13 protein-coding genes and 1 pseudogene are annotated in these 17,516 nt (G+C 37.4%); 1 reads left to right on the top strand and 13 read right to left on the bottom strand.

The genetic code is table 11. The features are described from left to right. Positions 1-46: 46 nt before the first annotated feature. The 13 genes and pseudogenes from RG565_RS05805 to rplK all read right to left on the bottom strand — a co-directional run bounded on the left by RG565_RS05805 (position 47) and on the right by rplK (position 16,999). Positions 47-3,091: a type I restriction endonuclease subunit R gene (locus RG565_RS05805; protein ID WP_247937216.1), complete on the bottom strand. Its 3,045-nt coding sequence runs from the start codon at positions 3,089-3,091 to the stop codon at positions 47-49. 55 nt (positions 3,092-3,146) lie between these two features. Further along, positions 3,147-4,889: a restriction endonuclease subunit S gene (locus RG565_RS05810; RefSeq protein ID WP_308937457.1), complete on the bottom strand. Its 1,743-nt coding sequence runs from the start codon at positions 4,887-4,889 to the stop codon at positions 3,147-3,149. Between the two features lie 11 nt (positions 4,890-4,900). Beyond that, a complete protein-coding gene (locus RG565_RS05815; RefSeq protein WP_247937213.1) occupies positions 4,901-5,776 on the bottom strand; it encodes an Abi family protein in 876 nt (291 codons plus the stop codon). 135 nt (positions 5,777-5,911) lie between these two features. Continuing rightward, positions 5,912-6,208: pseudogene (locus RG565_RS05820) on the bottom strand (cell filamentation protein Fic); the annotation flags it as partial. Beyond that, positions 6,198-7,775, bottom strand: coding sequence for a type I restriction-modification system subunit M (locus tag RG565_RS05825; protein WP_247937212.1), 1,578 nt, complete (start codon positions 7,773-7,775; stop codon positions 6,198-6,200). The pseudogene RG565_RS05820 and the gene RG565_RS05825, both read right to left, overlap by 11 nt. Positions 7,776-7,855: 80 nt before the next feature. Then, the gene (gene cvfB, locus RG565_RS05830) at positions 7,856-8,710 is read right to left on the bottom strand and encodes a S1 RNA-binding domain-containing protein (protein WP_247937211.1); all 855 of its coding nucleotides are present in this window, start codon (positions 8,708-8,710) and stop codon (positions 7,856-7,858) included. A 351-nt stretch (positions 8,711-9,061) separates the two neighbouring features. Beyond that, positions 9,062-9,619: a ribosome recycling factor gene (gene frr, locus RG565_RS05835; RefSeq protein WP_003028205.1), complete on the bottom strand. Its 558-nt coding sequence runs from the start codon at positions 9,617-9,619 to the stop codon at positions 9,062-9,064. Positions 9,620-9,622: 3 nt separating this feature from the next. After that, positions 9,623-10,363 (bottom strand): UMP kinase, encoded by a 741-nt coding sequence (gene pyrH / locus RG565_RS05840; RefSeq protein WP_003025453.1) that lies wholly within the window; start codon positions 10,361-10,363, stop codon positions 9,623-9,625. Positions 10,364-10,586: 223 nt separating this feature from the next. Then, positions 10,587-11,789, bottom strand: a complete 1,203-nt coding sequence (icd, locus tag RG565_RS05845) for an NADP-dependent isocitrate dehydrogenase (protein ID WP_374989848.1) — start codon at positions 11,787-11,789, stop codon at positions 10,587-10,589. Continuing rightward, positions 11,776-12,894 carry a citrate synthase gene (locus tag RG565_RS05850; protein ID WP_247937209.1) on the bottom strand — a complete coding sequence of 373 codons (1,119 nt, stop codon included), beginning with the start codon at positions 12,892-12,894 and terminating at the stop codon, positions 11,776-11,778. The genes icd and RG565_RS05850 overlap by 14 nt, the downstream gene beginning before the upstream one ends. After that, the gene (gene acnA, locus RG565_RS05855) at positions 12,891-15,560 is read right to left on the bottom strand and encodes an aconitate hydratase AcnA (RefSeq protein ID WP_247937208.1); all 2,670 of its coding nucleotides are present in this window, start codon (positions 15,558-15,560) and stop codon (positions 12,891-12,893) included. Before acnA ends, RG565_RS05850 begins: the two co-directional genes overlap by 4 nt. A 233-nt stretch (positions 15,561-15,793) precedes the next feature. Then, positions 15,794-16,483, bottom strand: a complete 690-nt coding sequence (gene rplA, locus RG565_RS05860; protein WP_003028216.1) for a 50S ribosomal protein L1 — start codon at positions 16,481-16,483, stop codon at positions 15,794-15,796. A 90-nt stretch (positions 16,484-16,573) separates the two neighbouring features. After that, positions 16,574-16,999 (bottom strand): 50S ribosomal protein L11, encoded by a 426-nt coding sequence (rplK, locus tag RG565_RS05865; protein ID WP_003025466.1) that lies wholly within the window; start codon positions 16,997-16,999, stop codon positions 16,574-16,576. 161 nt (positions 17,000-17,160) lie between these two features. Between rplK and RG565_RS05870 the strand changes: the two genes are divergently transcribed. Then, the gene (locus tag RG565_RS05870; protein ID WP_003028219.1) at positions 17,161-17,514 is read left to right on the top strand and encodes a DUF3397 family protein; all 354 of its coding nucleotides are present in this window, start codon (positions 17,161-17,163) and stop codon (positions 17,512-17,514) included. The last annotated feature ends 2 nt before the right edge of the window (positions 17,515-17,516 follow it).

Raw genomic sequence — 17,516 nt, forward strand, 5'->3', positions numbered from 1 at the left:
TCCTTTTATAAATTTACTTTTCTCTTGTCACATGTTGTTTATTCTATTAAATACCTTTATAAATCTCAACTAAGTGCTGAACTTTAACAAGAATTTGGTGTTTTTTCAACTCTCGAGCTCCCTTACGACGAGAGGTTGGTGGAATGATTTCATCCAAATCTGTTCCACTATTTTCCGCATATCCACGTTGAATCGCCCGATCAATGAATAATTGATAGCCATCTACTAGCTTTTCAGACTCAGCCAACTCATGGATAGCTCTTGCCTTACACTCCTTACCATAAGCATAAAAAGCATTGATAATCTCATCATGATCTTTCAGATTCGCTAAATCAGTATCATTGATAAATCCAATAACCAACTCTTCTTTGGCACGAATATCAATACTAGAACGAATCACACGACTAACTTCTGCTTTCATTGCCTCTTTGGACTCAGAATTCTTAGATTTTTCAACAATCAATGCCAGAATATAATCTAGATTAATCTCATCTGTTTTTAAGAGTTCAATTTCAAATTCAACATCTGAAAGGTCAAGCTCTAAATCTTTGCTCTTTTCATAGTTTTTAAGGTTTAAGAATTCATCTCGAATTTCCACATAAGCACTCTTCAAATCTTGAAGATAACCTTCTGAAATTGGTTTTTCAATCTCTTGGAATTCGTCATAATTTCGAAGAACATTATCAAGCTTCAACAACTCACCAAATAACTTAACAAACTCTTTTTTCTCATGCTCTGTTTCAATTTCTTGCGGATTCGGGAATCTTTCCAGAATTTCCTGACAAACCGCAGTATATCCTTTGACCTCAATACCCGTTACTTGATCCACGAAACCATCCATGTATTCGCTAAAACTTTTTTCTAAGATGATTTCAAGCTTATTGGTGTCTCCAAAAGTCTTAATAGCTTCTTGCGTAGCCTTTTCTAAATCACGGAAACAAACAATATTCCCAAAAGGTTTCACTTTATTAAAAATGCGATTAGTTCTTGAAAAGGCTTGAATCAAACCATGATAACGTAGGTTTTTATCTACAAAGAGAGTATTCATAGTTGGAGCATCAAATCCCGTCAAGAACATCCCTACTACAATCAGTAAATCAACTTCCTTAGACTTAACTCGTTTAGAAAGGTCACGATAATAATTTTGAAACTCTTTCCCATCGGTTGAGAAGTTGGTCTTGAACATGTGATTATAGTTGTCAATTGCTCTAGAAAGGAACTCTTTAGAAGATAAAGGCATAGCTGTATCTTGAGGTTCTAGCTCTTCGTCTTGAATTTCCCCATAAGCAGACTGTTCTTCGTTTGGCGCAAAGCTAAAGATGGTTGCAATTTTCAAGCGTTTAGCTTCTGGTAAAGTTGCTTGTTGTCGCTGGAGTTCTTCATAGTATAATTTTGCTGCTTCAATACTTTGTACAGCTAGCATGGCATTAAATCCAAACAGTTGCTTTTGCTTATGAGCATAGTGTTGATTTCGATGCGTCTTGTCATTATAAACTCTCAACAGGTACTCAGTGATGGTCGCTATCCGCTCTGGATGCAAAAGGAGTTCCTTCTCCATCTTTTTGAGTTTCTTCTCATCAATCTCTTGACCGACTGCCTTTTCTGCATCTCTATATTTATTGATTTCAGGCTTGATATAGTTATAGTCAACCTTGAACTTCAATACTTTTTTATCTCGAATAGCATCTGTGATAACGTAGTTATGAAGTTGTTCTCCAAAAACTTCTTGTGTCGTTTCACCCGTCAAGCTATTTTCTGGGAAAATCGGTGTTCCTGTAAATCCAAACAAGGCGTACTGTTTAAAGGCCTTTTTAATGCGCTTCTGCGCCTTCCCAAACTGGGAGCGATGACACTCGTCAAAAATCAAAACACATTTTTTACTGTAGATTTCATGATTTGGATTTGCTGTTATAAATTTATTTAGCTTTTGAATTGTTGTGACAACGATTCGATCATCATTTTCTTCGATACTGCGTTGGAGTTCTTTGGTATTGTTGCTACCATTGACTGAATTCGGTTGGAATTTTTGATATTCCTTCATGGTTTGATAGTCAAGGTCTTTTCTATCAACCACAAAAATCACTTTGTCAATGTAGTCCAACTCTGTCGCCAAGCGTGCAGCCTTAAAGCTGGTCAAAGTTTTTCCTGACCCCGTCGTATGCCAAATATAGCCACAAGCATTGATAGTGCCAAAGGTCTTCATTTCATTAGATGAATGAATCTTTCGCAAAATACTCTCCGTAGCAGCTATCTGATAAGGGCGCATGATGAGCAAGGTATTATCAGCGTCAAAAACACAATACTTAGTCAATACCTCCAGGAGGACTCGCTTGCTCAAGAATGTAACAGTAAAATCCTCAAGATCGTGAATTGTTTTATTTTTACGGTCTGCCCATTCACAAGTAAACTCATAATGATTTTTATTTTGAGCTGTTGTATTTGCGAAGTAGCGTGTATAAGTGCCATTCGAAATGACAAAAATCTGAATGTATTTGTATAAAGAATTTTCGCTATTAAAGCTTTCCTTGCTATAACGGTGAACCTGATTAAAGGCTTCTTGCAGACTAACCCCTCGTCTCTTTAATTCAATCTGAACTAACGGAAGGCCGTTTACTAGAATGGTCACATCATAACGGTTGGTATGACTCCCCACTTGCGTCACTTGGTTGATGATCTGCATGCTGTTGTTATGAATATTTTTCTTATCAAGGATGAAAATATTCTTAATCCGTCCATCATCAAAGACAAAGTCATAGATATGATTTTCTTGGATTTTTCGTGTTTTTTCAACCATCCCTTCATTGGGACAGTCTAAATACTCCACTACAAAGCGATTCCACTCAGTCTCCGTAAAGGTTACCTTATTAAGCTCTTCAATCTGAACCTTAGCATTAGCTAAGAGCTCAGCAGGTGTATGAATATCTAGTCGCTCGTAGTTAAGATAATTAACCAAATCAGAAATCAACTGATTTTCTAGGTCAACCTCTGACTGATATTCTCTATCTGTGCGATACTCTGGTTGATACTCAGCCAAGAGAATCCCTTCATTTGTTTCCGCAATTACTTCATGTACTTTTGAATAATCAACCATAGTATGCTTCCTTTTTTGTTTTAATTGAGATTCTATCTCAAAATGATTAAAGAATTTATCTAGTAAAGTTTAATAATCGTTCTCTCCAATACTCATACTGTTTCTGTCTCTGTTCTATCTCTTTAGGAAGACCCTCAGAAAGAGAGTGAGTTAAGATGTTGAATTTATCAAGTATAGAGACAATTCTTTCTTGTTCTGTAAGGGATGGTAAGTAAAAAGTAATTTTATCAATAGCATCCTTAGATAATCTCGGAATACTGGCCTTTCGAACTTGCGATTTGAGTCTATCTTGCTTACTTAACAAGACATAGTACATAAATTTATCAGAAATATTATCTGACGTCTCTAATGTGTAGACATCATCTGCTGCCCAAAAGTCCATAGCGCTATACCCAATTTCACCAGCCGCCCCTGCACAAATTACAAAGCTAGTATTTTTCACTCTGTTTGATTCAGTATAATATCCTAAGGGCGTCAAACTGTTTTGATAAACTGGAAAACTTCCTGTAGTAGCTAATTGTTGTCTCACAAGACGTTTCCCGCGTTGTAAATTGACAACTTGTCCCAACTCCACTCGAATTGGGCCAAACACCCACTGTAAAAGTTTGATAATTGCAGAGTTGTCCCACTCCTCTACTCTACTCTCAGTGTACTCGCCTTCGGCGATGAATGTCAAGAGTTTTTCTCGAAAATATTCGTACTGTTTTTGACGCAGTTCTATCTCCTTGGGAAGTCCGATATTTAAGTCGTTACAAACCTTGTCAAAGTTATCAAGGACTTGGACAATACGAGATTGGATAGTTTTACTAACATAAGGGATAGGGAAATTCCTTATCTTTCCTAGTGCTAAAAAAACTTGACTACCTTTACTCTTATTTTCAGCAATATATTTTTTAGCCTCTGTTGACTGTAAGTAGTGAAATAAATAGCGAGCTAAAGTTCTATCTGCAGGTTTAATTAAAGACACGTTTTTTATGGCAAAATTTGGTTCATCAGTGATATGAGCAATTTCACCAACTGTTCCAATCATCGTAAAAAGTAAATCATCAACATCAACTTTACTGCGTTTATTGATTTGTTCAAAATCTTCATAACTAATGTAATAAGCATCTTCAAAGGTTATTGACCCGTTTTTAACATTCTTTGAAGTAATTAAATATTTTCCAAAACTTTGTTTAACTGGGGAGTCATGTGTACCATCACGTACATCACATAATTCCCTCAACGTCTTCCACTCAACCTGATAAACCTCATCCTCAAATGATAAAAGTTTATCTCGATAATAAGAGTATTGCTTCTTACGTGAGGTCAATTCTGAGGTCAATTCTGAGGTCAATTCTGTAACATACTCAGTCATTTTGTCAAGTTTTTGTACGATTTTTTCTTGAATTTTTAAAGGAGGAATGGGTATAAGAGTAATTTTCGCATTACTCCAATGTCTTTTATAGTTCCCCTCTTTCTTATAAAAATTACAAACGCAATAATATAGATATTTTGCGTTTATACCTCTCTTTGGTTTCAAAATTTTTAAACCATCAGCTCCTTGAACAAAAGCGAAATCTACAAATTTTATGTGTTCTGAATGATCTCCAAAAATTATGTATTCATCTTTTTCAAGATATTTTTCATTGTCTGTATAGCCTGCTATGAATTGTTCACCCTGATCAACAATCGGTATTCTTCCTGTTAATTGATACTGCTTCTTAGCTAACTTTACAGGACTTGTCAAAGTAAAAACCACTTCCCCCAACTCTTTCCACTCAACAGAGCAGTTTTGGATTTCTTCTAGGATATTCATATCATACTTCCTCATTTCTTTAGTACTTCTTCCCACTCCTCCACAAATCCGATATGATGCAGATGAATCACTGCTTGATAGCGTTTAATGAGTGCTGACAATTCACATAAAAATCCTTCATTCCATTTTTTCTTATCAGGATAGAGGTTTTTAACTGCATAAAGTTGTGCCATTAGTCTATTTTTCAATTTACTATTTTCATTCATAAAAGCAGGTAGTTGACCAGGGATCTTTGTAAAGCTTGTGTAGTATAATCGATTATAATGAGCGCAGTAATTTCTTAAAACCACTGCAACTTCTAAATAGGTTCTAACTTGAGTAGACTTTATACCAACATTTTTAGCAATATCTTGCTGGATATCTATCGGAGAATCTGCAAAAAATTTCGAAGTCATTCCAAAAGTAAAAAATTCTACTAAAACCCAAATAGGAAATTCTCCATCATATTTAAGCTGATGATGCTTATAAATCGGGCTTTTCTGCCTATGCTCCAACTCCTTTTCAATATCTTCTAAAAATTCATCATGTTTATGAAATTTATTAAAAGCATCCACTTCTTTATAAGCTAAAGCTCCGTATTTGTTTCCATGATGATAAGCAACTTGAGTCCTAAAATACAACTCAATATCCTCTAAATACTTAAAAATAAGCAAACGTAACTCTGCATCAAAACAAGCAATTCCATAGATTTTCTCCAAAGAAACCTTACTAGAGTCATACTTCTGCTTATCTTTATCACGAAAAGGTAAAAAATAAGCAGTTAGCCGATAATAATTAACCTTTTGTAAAATATCAATCGCATACTCATTTGATTTGATATCTTTACAACCGTGTTCAATTAATTTGGCTACCTGCTCATCCCAAGTTTTAAATTCTTTAATTTTCATAATAACTTCCGTATAAAAAAATGTCCGCCTTGTCACATCAAAGAGAGGTGGGCGGTCCTATTAACTCTATTATACCGTTTTTAGCAGATAATTCAAGGATTTTTTACTTTTTTTAAAATTATTTTGAATATAGTATACTCGATAGCCAATCACTAAAATCATATCGAGGTTATAGTAGGCAACTTTTTTTGACTGAGTTTTACCAGCCATTGCACCATAACGAGTGGTTGTCAACTGATAGTTGACAACCACTGCTTCATCCAGTTCTCCATCATCAAAAATAGCCTTTATATGTTTACTAATATTTTGCTTGGAAGTTTGAAAGAGCTCAGCTAGTTCTTGTTGGGTCAGCCAGACTGTTCCATTATCCAAGTGAAGCTCAATAGCGGACTCTCCGTTATCTGTTCTATAGAGAATCACATCATTTGCCATGGCTCAGTTCCTCTACAATCTTATCTATCTCTGCACGAAAGTGGTCAATCTTGGCGACAGTTTCTGCAATTTCTTTATTGAGCACATCAATATCAATCTTCTCACGTGTATCTTCTTGTTCGACATAGGTTGAGACAGATAAGTTGTAATCTTGCTCTGAACCAATCACATCATTATCAACAAGAGCTGCTTTATAGTCTACACTTTGATAATTAGTGAACAATTCAACAATATGCTCGATATTGCTATCTGTCAAAACATTGTTATTGGTCTCTTTTTTGAATTCTTTACTCGCATCAATAAAGAGTGTTTTATTTTCAAGTTTATTCTTCGCCAAAACTAAAATCGTAGTTGCGATAGAGGTTCCAAAGAAGAGATTATCTGGAAGAGCAATGACTGCTTCAACGAAGTTATTATCTACCAGATACTGACGAATGGTCTTTTCAGCACCCCCACGATAGAAAATGCCTGGGAAACAAACAATGGCTGCCCGACCTTTATTAGACAAGTGGTTAAGACTATGCATGATAAAGGCAAAGTCAGCTTTTGACTTAGGAGCTAGTTTCCCTGCTGGCGCAAAGCGGTCATCATTGATAAGGGTCGGATCTCCGTCTCCCACCCATTTGACAGAATACGGAGGGTTAGAAACAATAGCATCAAAAGGCTTTTCTTCCAGATGCTGAGGGTTTAAAAGCGTGTCTCCTCTCTTTATATTGAAACTATTATAGTTAATATTATGCAAGAACATATTCATGCGAGCTAAGTTGTAGTTGGTCATATTGATTTCTTGACCAAAGAAACCGTCCTCTAGGATATGATCTTCATATTGTTTTTTCATTTGAAGGAGGAGCGACCCCGAACCACATGTTGGGTCATAGACCTTATTAATCTTGTCCTTACCAACCATGACTAGCTGTGCCAGTAATTTAGAAACTGTCTGAGGAGTGAAAAATTCACCACCACTTTTACCAGCATTACTGGCATAGTTTGAAATCAAGAATTCATAGGCATCCCCAAAGGCATCAATGTCATTGTCCTCAAAGTTGCCAAAGTTAATACTATTGATACCGTTAAGAATATCAGAAAGGCGTTTATTTTTTTCTGGGACAGTTCCACCAAGGATGTTGCTTCGTGTATCCAAGTTATCAAACAAGCCCTTGATATCATCTTCCGATTTGAATCCAATCGCTGACTTCTCAATAGATTGGAAAATATTGGCCAATTCTTCGTTTAAATTTTCATTTTGTGAGGCGTTCTTGACCACATTTTCAAATAGTTGACTAGGAAGGATAAAGAATCCCTTAGCCTCAACTGTATCTGGTTTAAAATCTTGCTCAGCTTCTTGGTCACTCAATTCAGCATAACGGAATTCTAAGTCGCCAGCTTCATGCTCAGCACGGTCAAAATAGTCTGCCATATGCTCTGAAATAAATCGATAGAAAAGGATACCTAGGATATACTGCTTAAAATCCCAACCATCTACAGCTCCACGCACATCGTCCGCAATCGCCCAAATTTTACGGTGTAATTCTGCTCTCTGACTAGCTTCTGTATTATGTATTGACATATTCATTCCTTCATTTTCTTACTACTCTCTATTGTACAAAAAACAAATGCTTGTTTCAATTGACAACAAGCATTTTCTTTTTAAATCAACTCTGTTCCTGTCCCATTCTGCTTGATTTTGCCAGCTTTCATCAGACCGCCTAAAGCTTTTTTAAACTGTCCTTTGGAAATGCCAAAGGTAGTCTGTATATCCTCTGGAGACGACTTATCATTCAAAGTCATAAAGCCTCCTTGACTTTCTAGGTATGTCAGAATCATTTGAGCATCATTTTCCAGCATTTCAAAAGAGCGTGGTTTGAGCGAGAGGTTCAAAGTCCTATCCACCTCACGAAAACCAATGACACGCACATCCAATACCTGGCCCAGACGCGGCTCAGCATAACGCTCGCTGGGGTGGATAAAGCCCAGCATATTATTTTCTGGCAGATAGACAAAGGTTCCAGATAACTTCAAACGATAAACAATAGCCGACCAATTTTGATTTTGCATATTATTGTAGGCAGGACGAGCTAAGCGTTGGAAATCCTCCTGATAGGCCAAAAGTCCCCAGATTCGGTCTTTTTTATCAACATCTAGGCGAATATAAAGCCGATCCCCTTTTTTAGGCCAGAGTTCTTTTATTTCTGGCAAAATGTCAAGAGACACTACAATTTGCTTATCTGGAAGTCCTGTGTCAACAAAAACACCTAAGTCCTTGCGAACATCAGTCACTGTTCCCCAGCCAAAAGTCGTCTGGGTCGCTGTTACATCAAGAGTCGTCAAGCGAAGTTTCTGCTTCATGTCGCTGTAGGCAAAGCCCTTGACCGATTCGCCCAACTGATGCTTACCCTCTTCTTTAGCTAAAGCATACGTTTGCCCGTCTTTTTGGACAAAGTAAAAACGATCATTTTCATCGGTTACAAGACCTGTTATAAATGTTGCAAGATTTGTATTCATTTTTTATCTTTCTATCGTTTGAAGTAGATATGAAACATGTCTTCCCACTTCAAAAGAAGAAGCTGGAACAAAAGTGTTCAGCTTCCTTTGTTTATATAGTTATCATTCTAAGACGCAGTAGTTTGGAGAAACTATGTTGACTTTAGTCAATTAGAGTTTCCCATACACAATTAATGGCACTTTAGTGCCTAATCAATCACTGCTGAGTGATCTCTAACTCATTGATCAATCAACTTTTACAGCCCTACTCGACTTTACGGAGATGGGACGACAAAATCAAGTTTCTAGGAAACGACTGATTTCTGTCCCATTCTCTTTGCTTTCTATTTTTTACTACATATAGAGAAAAGCTTACACTTCAATCAATTCTTTTTCCTTGCTGGCAGTCATTTCATCAATATGCTTAACTGCTTCATCTGTCACCTTTTGAATATCTTTTTCAAGTGTTTTCAATTCATCTTCAGTAATTTCTTTTGCTTTTTCTTGCTTTTTAGCTTCATCCATGGCGTCACGGCGGATATTACGAATAGCAATTTTAGCATTTTCGCCGACTTTCTTCACTTCCTTGGCAAGATTACGGCGAGTTTCTTCTGTCAAAGCAGGAATAACCAAACGAATAACTGTACCGTCACTCGCAGGAGTAATACCAAGGTCAGAAGCATTGAGTGCATGCTCAATATCCTTGATAGAAGATTTGTCAAACGGCGTCACCAAAAGGACACGCGCTTCAGGAATCGTGATAGACGCGATTTGATTGAGTGGAGTTTCCACTCCATAATACTCAACTGAAATCCGATCCAAAAGGCTGGCGTTCGCACGACCAGCACGAATGCTGCCAAATTCACGCGCTAAACTTTGGTGTGATTGTGTCATTCTTTCTTTCGCTTTTTCTACAATTGCATTTGCCATAAATTATTCCTCTTCTTTTTCTACATTATTTGAAACGGTTGTTCCGATTTGCTCACCAAAGACAACGCGTTTGATATTACCAGGTTCGTTCATATTAAAGACAACAAGGTCAATGTCATTATCCATTGAAAGAGTTGAAGCTGTTGAATCCATGATACGAAGACCTTTGTTAATCACGTCACGGTGGGTTAATTCATCAAATTTCACCGCAGTCTTATCTTTCTTAGGATCAGCGTTATAAACGCCGTCTACACCATTTTTTGCCATAAGAATCGCATCAGCTTCAATCTCAGCCGCGCGAAGGGCAGCTGTTGTATCTGTTGAGAAGTAGGGAGAACCAACTCCAGCACCGAAAATAACGATACGTCCTTTTTCCAAGTGTCGCAGAGCGCGTCCACGAATATAAGGTTCTGCTACTTGCTGCATAGCAATCGCTGTCTGTACGCGCGTATCCACCCCCACTTGTTGAAGTGAATCTGCCATGACCAAGGCATTCATGACTGTCCCTAACATTCCTGTGTAGTCAGCCTGCACACGATCCATTCCTGCTTCTGCCGCAGGCTCTCCACGCCAGAGATTTCCACCGCCGATAACAAGGGCGATTTCAATACCTAAATCATGTACTTCCTTGATTTCCTCTGCCATTTTTTGAACGGTTGAAATGTTAATTCCGATCCCTTTCTCACCAGCAAGAGCTTCACCTGATAATTTGATTAAAATACGTTTATATTTCGGGGCTACCATTTTTATTCTCCTTATTTTATCTGTACTATTTTACCATATTTTGAGATTTTTATATAGTCAAATTCTGTAAAAAATAAAAATTTCGAGGAAAAGGAGAAGATAGTTTGCCATGCTATTTGAGCAACCAACTATACTGTCGTTCATTTATTATGCAACGAATATTGACACCAGAGGCTTTTATCTCAGATGTTTCGTCTTTTGTTTAATATGTAAAAATCAGAACCTAAGCTAAAAAATCTAATAAAACCTGAGTGAAATCACTCGTTGAAAGCGCAGGAACACCTTCTATCTGATTAGCAAAATCATCTGTCATCTTTTGAAGTGCTAACGCTTTTTCAATCGCTTTTATAATAACTTGCGCAGCTTCGGACCACCCAATGTAATCAAACATCATGCAGGCAGACAACAAGAGTGAACAAGGATTTGCTTTATTTTGATTTGCGATATCAGGAGCCGTTCCATGCGTTGCTTCAAAAATAGCATGACCTGTTTCATAATTGATATTAGCTCCAGGAGCAATACCAATGCCGCCAACTTGAGCAGCCAGAGCATCACTAACATAATCTCCATTCAAATTTGTCAAAGCTACTACTTGAAATTTTTCAGGATTTAATAGAATTTGTTGTAAAAAATTATCTGCAATCACATCTGTCACAATCAATTTCCCAGCTGCTAATTCCTTTGCAAACTCCTTCTCTGCAAGCTCATAGCCCCATTTTCTGAAACCACCTTCTGTAAATTTTTGGATATTCCCTTTATGAACCAGAGTTACGTTTTTTACATTGGCAGATAGAGCATAATGGATCGCTGCACGAATCAACCGTTCACTTCCTTGGCGTGAAATTGGTTTAATGCCAATAGCACTCGTCTTCGGAAAACGAATTTTATCAATTCCCATTTTCTCTTGCAAAAATTGTATCACTTTTTGAGCCTCATCAGACTCACTTTCCCATTCGATTCCTGCATAAATATCTTCGGTATTTTCACGAAAAATTGTCATATTCGTCTTTTCAGGATGTCGTAGTGGGCTAGGAACGCCCGCAAAATACCGTACGGGACGTACACAAGCGTAGAGATCTAGCTCTTGACGCAAGGCAACATTTAAAGAACGAATGCCACCACCAACAGGAGTTGTAAGAGGACCTTTAATCGCAACTAAATGATGCTGAATTGTCGTTAAAGTCTCTTCTGGCAACCATTCTCCTGTCAAACGAAAGGCTTTTTCTCCCGCCAATATCTCTTTCCAAAAAATCTTTCTACTGCTTTTATAAGCTATCTCCACTGCTTTATCCAAGACAAGCTGTGCATTTTCCCAAATGTCATGCCCAATTCCATCACCTTCGATGTAAGGGACAACGGGATTATCAGGAACTAGCAACTGCTTATTCACAAGACGAATTCTTTCTGCCATTTTATCTCCTCCCAATAGGAATATAATGTAAATTTTGAGCGCCAACATAATGAGAGCGAGGTCTAATCAACTTATTATTTTTGCGTTGCTCTTGAATGTGAGCAATCCAGCCAGATACCCGACTCATTGCAAAAATCAATGTATAGATACTACTGTCAATACCTAAAACATGATAAACCGTTGCTGAGTAAAAATCTACATTCGGTATTAAATGCTTGGTGTGCTTCATATAACGTTCGATTTCTTCTGAAATCTGGTACCAAATTTCTTTTTCTGTCCCCTTTGTCAATTCCTCTGCCATTTCTCGCAAATATTTTTCACGAGGATCCTGTGTTTTATAAACACGATGACCAAAGCCCATGATTTTTTCATGTGAGGCTAATTTTCGATCCAAATATGCATTCGTATCGCCCTCTGCTTTAATTTCCTTTAACATGTCAAAGACGCATTCATTGGCTCCTCCATGAAGTGACCCTTTTAAAGCACTGATTGCCGCCGTCACACAAGAATAAATATCGGTTAAAGTGGAAGCACATACCCGCGCTGCAAAAGTTGAAGCATTTAGCTCGTGATCTGCATGAAGAACCAGAGCACGATTGAAAGCTTGAATTTCTAATTCTGTTGGTTCCTGCCCATTTAGCATATATAAAAAGTTCGCCGCAAATCCTAAATCTTTTCTCGGTTCAATCGGAGTTTGTCCCAATCTCAACCTTGTAAATGTTGCAATGATCGTTGGAATCTTAGCCATCAATTGAATACTTTGTTCATAAGTTGCTTCTAGAGACGTCTCTTCGGCATGGATATTATAAACTCCTAAAAGACTAACTGTAGAACGCAATACACTCATTGGATGCAGATGCTTGCGCGATTGGATGAGAATACATTGTTCCACCGCATCACTAATGGCATAATTGGCACGTAAATCGTTCACAAAATGTTTCAATTCAATCTGAGTTGGCAAATGCAAATTCCAAAGTAGGTAAATGACTTCTTCAAAACTTGCATTATTCTCCATCAATTCGGAAATATTATAGCCTGCATAAGAAAGAGTATCATCTATAATCTGACTGATACGAGTCTCACAGGCAATCGTATCTTTTAAACCATTGCTTTGTGTCATTGTTTCACCTCTTGCAATTTCTTTCTAACCACCATTGGTAAAATCCCTCCATTTTCATAATAACGAATATCCGCGTCTGCATCAAAACGAAGACGTGCTTTAAATCGTGTGATTCGATCGCCTTCTTTTGCAATAACCGTTATGACTTGTCCTACCTGTGGCTCTTTCGGCAATTGAATATCAAACGTTTCTTTTCCAGTTAATCCAAGATTTTGAGCATTTTCGCCGTCCAAATATTGAAGGGGAAGAATGCCCATCATGACTAAATTGGAACGATGAATTCTTTCAAAACTTTCAGCTAAAACCACTTTAACACCCAAAAGATTTGCTCCTTTAGCTGCCCAATCACGACTAGAACCCATACCATAATCGCGACCTGCCAAAATAATCGTATCCACTTTTTCTTTCTTATAACACATAGCAGCTTCATAAATCGGTATCAATTCACCCTTATATTTTGTATAACCACCAAGTTTTCCAGCTGCTAGTTCATTTTTTATCCGAATATTGGCAAAGGTGCCTCTCATCATTACTTCATGATTCCCACGACGACTACCATAAGAATTAAAGTCTTGATAGCTTACACCATGTTCCTCTAGATATGATGCTGCTGGACTATTTCTAGCAATATTTCCTGCTGGAGAAATATGATCTGTCGTAATCGTATCTCCAAATTTTGCTAAAACAGCTAGATTTTTCAACGGTTGAATGTTTGTATCATCTTCCAAGCCATCAAAGTAAGGAGGATTTTGTATATAAGTAGAGGCTTGATTCCAGTGATAGATTTTCGACTTTGTTGTTGGAATTTGATTCCATTTTTCACTATCAGTAAAAACATGCTCATACTCTTTTTTAAACAAACTACTGGTAACGTATTTTTGTACATAGTCTGCTACCAAATCATGATTTGGCATAAGATCCATGAAGTAAACAGGTAGTCCATTCCTATCATATCCAAGCGGTTCACTTGTTAAATCAATATTTGTATTCCCAGCTAAAGCATAAGCGACCACCAGTGGCGGACTAGCTAAAAAATTTGCTTTAACCAAAGGATTGATTCGTCCTTCAAAATTCCGATTACCTGATAGGACAGCACTAGCAAGTAAATCCGTATCCGTAATTGCTTTTGCCACTTCTGGTAACAAATTTCCAGAATTGCCAATGCAAGTGGTGCAGCCATATCCAACAACATTAAAACCTAATTTGTCCAGATAGACTTGGAGACCACTCTCCTTCAAATAGGCCGTAACAACCTTACTGCCTGGTGCAAGTGATGTTTTGACTGTCTTTGAAACACGCAATCCTTTTTCCACAGCATGTTTAGCTACTAAGCCTGCCGCCATTAAGACATATGGGTTGGAGGTATTGGTACAACTAGTAATTGCTGCAATAGCGACATGACCCGTTTTAATCTCTTCTTCATAATCATCAAACAATACCGTCGCTGTCTTCCTCAATTCCTCTCTTGGCAAACCAAAACCTCGAACACCAGCTTCTCGGATAAGACTCGCTTGAAATTCTTGCTTAGCATTTGTCAATTCAATTAAATCCTGTGGCCGTTTGGGACCAGAAATACTTGGAACAATGGTGGACAAATCAATCTCAACAATTTTTGAATAAATTGGCTCCACTTTTTCATCATAAAATAGATGATTCTTTTGAGCATAGAGCCTCGTTAACGCAATATGTTCTTCTTTCCGATTTGTTAATCGCATATAACGAAGGGTCTCTTCATCAATAGGAAAGTAACCGCAAGTTGCTCCATATTCTGGCGCCATATTTGAAACTGTTGCGCGGTCTGCCAAACTAAGTGTTGCTAGTCCTTCCCCAAAGTATTCTACAAATTTTCCAACTACATTTTCTTGTCGTAATCGTTGCGTTACTTTTAAAGCTAAGTCAGTTGCCGTTGTAATCTTGGACAATTCCCCAACTAAGCGTACACCAATCACTTCTGGAACTGGAAAATAAGAAGCTTCTCCCAACATAGCAGCCTCTGCTTCAATTCCTCCAACTCCCCAGCCAAGAACCCCTATTCCATTGATCATTGTTGTATGACTGTCTGTTCCAAACATTGAATCTGGATAAAACATGCCGTCTTTTTCAATAACAACATCACTAAGGAATTCAATATTAACTTGGTGAATAATCCCAGTTGCTGGTGGAACTGCACGATAATTATCAAAAGATTGCTCAGCCCATTTCAAAAATTCATACCGCTCATTATTACGTGAAAATTCTTTTGTTATATTTTCTTCCAAAGCAGTCTCACAGCCATAACAATCAACTTGCACACTATGGTCAATGACTAAATCCACAGGAATTTCAGGATTGATAAGTTCTGGATCTCCCCCATTTGTTACAACTGCATCGCGCATACTTGCCAAGTCAACAACAACTGGTACTCCCGTAAAATCCTGTAAAATAACACGACTTGGTTTAAAGGGCACTTCACCTTTTGGTTTAACAGCTTGATAGTGCATCAGATTCTCTATGTGATGTTTTCTTACAACATTACCATCTTCTTTTCGCAAAAGACTTTCTAATAATATGCGAATAGAATAAGGAAGATTGTCTAAGTTTCCACCCATATCTAATGCCGCTTTTTCGAGATCAATATAGCTATATTCTCGCTTATCTTGATATAATATAGATTTGTATCTTACCATGAGAAACCTCCCACTAGGAATAATTATTTTATATTATACAATTTTACGAAAATTCATGCAATAGTTTTTTGAAAAATATGTTATAAAATATAACATAAAAGATTTTTGTTTTAAATATTATTTCCCTGCAAACTTTATTCCAAATATAAAAAGCGATGAATTTCATCACTCCATCGCTATTCGTTTCGTACAAAAGAAAAACTCCATCCGAAGATAGAGCTTTAGATTCTAAATTAAAGTGAGTTAACATCAACCTTAATACCCACACCTTGAGTAGTGGTGATAGTAAGATTTGTCATGTAAGTTCCTTTTACTGTAGCTGGTTTAGCTTTTGCAATCACATCGTGGAATGCTTTGAAGTTTTCAACCAACTTATCAGCATCAAATGAAACTTTACCAATGATAGCTTGTACGTTACCTGCACGATCTGCACGGTAAGTAATTTTACCACCTTTAGACTCTTCAACTGCTTTTGCAACATCCATTGTTACAGTACCAGTTTTAGGGTTTGGCATCAAGTTACGTGGCCCAAGGATACGTCCAAGACGTCCGACAAGTGCCATCATATCAGGTGTAGCAATTACGACATCAAAGTCAAGCCAGCCACCGTTGATTTTTGCAACGAGATCATCTTCACCAACGAAGTCTGCACCAGCAGCTTTTGCTTCTTCTGCTTTTGCACCACGTGCAAAAACAAGCACACGTTGAGTTTTACCAGTTCCGTTTGGAAGAACCATTGCGCCACGGATTTGTTGATCCGCTTTTTTTACATCAATGTTCAAGTTATAAGCAACTTCTACAGTTGCGTCAAATTTTGCAAAGTTTGTTTCTTTTGCAAGTGCTACAGCTTCTTCTACACTGTATGCTTTTGTGCTGTCGATTTTTTCAAGAGCAGCACGAAGTTGTTTGCTTTTTTTAGCCATTTTCTATTCTCCTTGTAAGTGGTTCAATCGATTTTCATCTCCCACGTCCTTCTCGAAATGATGAAGTCTTGCGGGTTTGGGTGTTATTGATTAGTCAACAACAGTGAATCCCATAGAACGAGCAGTACCTTCGATCATACGCATTGCAGACTCAAGGTTTGCAGCGTTCAAATCTGGCATCTTAGTTTCAGCAATTTCTTGTACTTGTGCACGAGTAACTGTTGCAACTTTTGTTTTGTTTGGTGTACCTGATCCTTTTTCAACACCTGCAGCTTTTTTCAAAAGAACAGCAGCTGGTGGTGTCTTTGTTACGAAAGTAAATGATTTGTCTTCATATACTGAGATAACAACTGGGATAATCATACCAGCTTGATCAGCTGTACGAGCGTTGAACTCTTTCGTGAATCCCATGATGTTGATACCGGCTTGACCAAGCGCAGGACCAACTGGTGGAGCTGGAGTAGCTTTACCAGCAGGGATTTGCAATTTTACAAGTTTTTCGACTTTTTTAGCCATCTTTAAATCCTCCTTTGTGGTTTTGGCGGTAATGTAAGATTTTTACCTCCCACAATTATGCTTCTTGCATACCTTTCTATTATACACTAAAACGACTAAATTGCAAGAAAAAATACTAAAAAATTCTCTATCTTTCTCGATTTTTGTGGTAAAATATGTGTATGACATTATTAAAAATCGCATCTATTTTATTTATCTTTTTAACTATTATTTTAACCATTATTATTACTAAATTACTTCGCTTGAAACGATTTGGCTTGAATTTTGCAGATTTGGCTTTTCCACTTTTTGTGTTGGAATTCTATGTCATCTCTGATAGAGCTTTCTACCACAGTTTCTTGCCAGAATTAGCATTAGCCCTTTCTGCCTTAGCAATTGCCATTACTGTCTACTTTCTTCGAGTTAAACGCAGTTTTTACTATCCTAAGTTCTTTAAATTTTTCTGGCGAGCTGGTTTTATTTTGACCTTCTTTCTCTACCTCGCCATGGTGATTGGCTTATTTTTAACAAAATAATA

Origin of the sequence: Streptococcus sp. IsoGale021 (assembly GCF_031142795.1) — a bacterium.
Lineage (GTDB): Bacteria > Bacillota > Bacilli > Lactobacillales > Streptococcaceae > Streptococcus > Streptococcus hominis.

Excerpts from the sequence above, each read along its gene's own strand:
- acnA (WP_247937208.1), bottom strand. The coding sequence starts at position 15,560 with ATGGTAAGATACAAATCTATATTATATCAAGATAAGCGAGAATATAGC.
- frr (WP_003028205.1), bottom strand. The coding sequence starts at position 9,619 with ATGGCAAATGCAATTGTAGAAAAAGCGAAAGAAAGAATGACACAATCA.
- RG565_RS05810 (WP_308937457.1), bottom strand. The coding sequence starts at position 4,889 with ATGAATATCCTAGAAGAAATCCAAAACTGCTCTGTTGAGTGGAAAGAG.
- pyrH (WP_003025453.1), bottom strand. The coding sequence starts at position 10,363 with ATGGTAGCCCCGAAATATAAACGTATTTTAATCAAATTATCAGGTGAA.
- rplK (WP_003025466.1), bottom strand. The coding sequence starts at position 16,999 with ATGGCTAAAAAAGTCGAAAAACTTGTAAAATTGCAAATCCCTGCTGGT.
- RG565_RS05850 (WP_247937209.1), bottom strand. The coding sequence starts at position 12,894 with ATGACACAAAGCAATGGTTTAAAAGATACGATTGCCTGTGAGACTCGT.
- RG565_RS05805 (WP_247937216.1), bottom strand. The coding sequence starts at position 3,091 with ATGGTTGATTATTCAAAAGTACATGAAGTAATTGCGGAAACAAATGAA.
- RG565_RS05815 (WP_247937213.1), bottom strand. The coding sequence starts at position 5,776 with ATGAAAATTAAAGAATTTAAAACTTGGGATGAGCAGGTAGCCAAATTA.
- cvfB (WP_247937211.1), bottom strand. The coding sequence starts at position 8,710 with ATGAATACAAATCTTGCAACATTTATAACAGGTCTTGTAACCGATGAA.
- RG565_RS05825 (WP_247937212.1), bottom strand. The coding sequence starts at position 7,775 with ATGTCAATACATAATACAGAAGCTAGTCAGAGAGCAGAATTACACCGT.
- rplA (WP_003028216.1), bottom strand. The coding sequence starts at position 16,483 with ATGGCTAAAAAAAGCAAACAACTTCGTGCTGCTCTTGAAAAAATCGAC.
- RG565_RS05870 (WP_003028219.1), top strand. The coding sequence starts at position 17,161 with ATGACATTATTAAAAATCGCATCTATTTTATTTATCTTTTTAACTATT.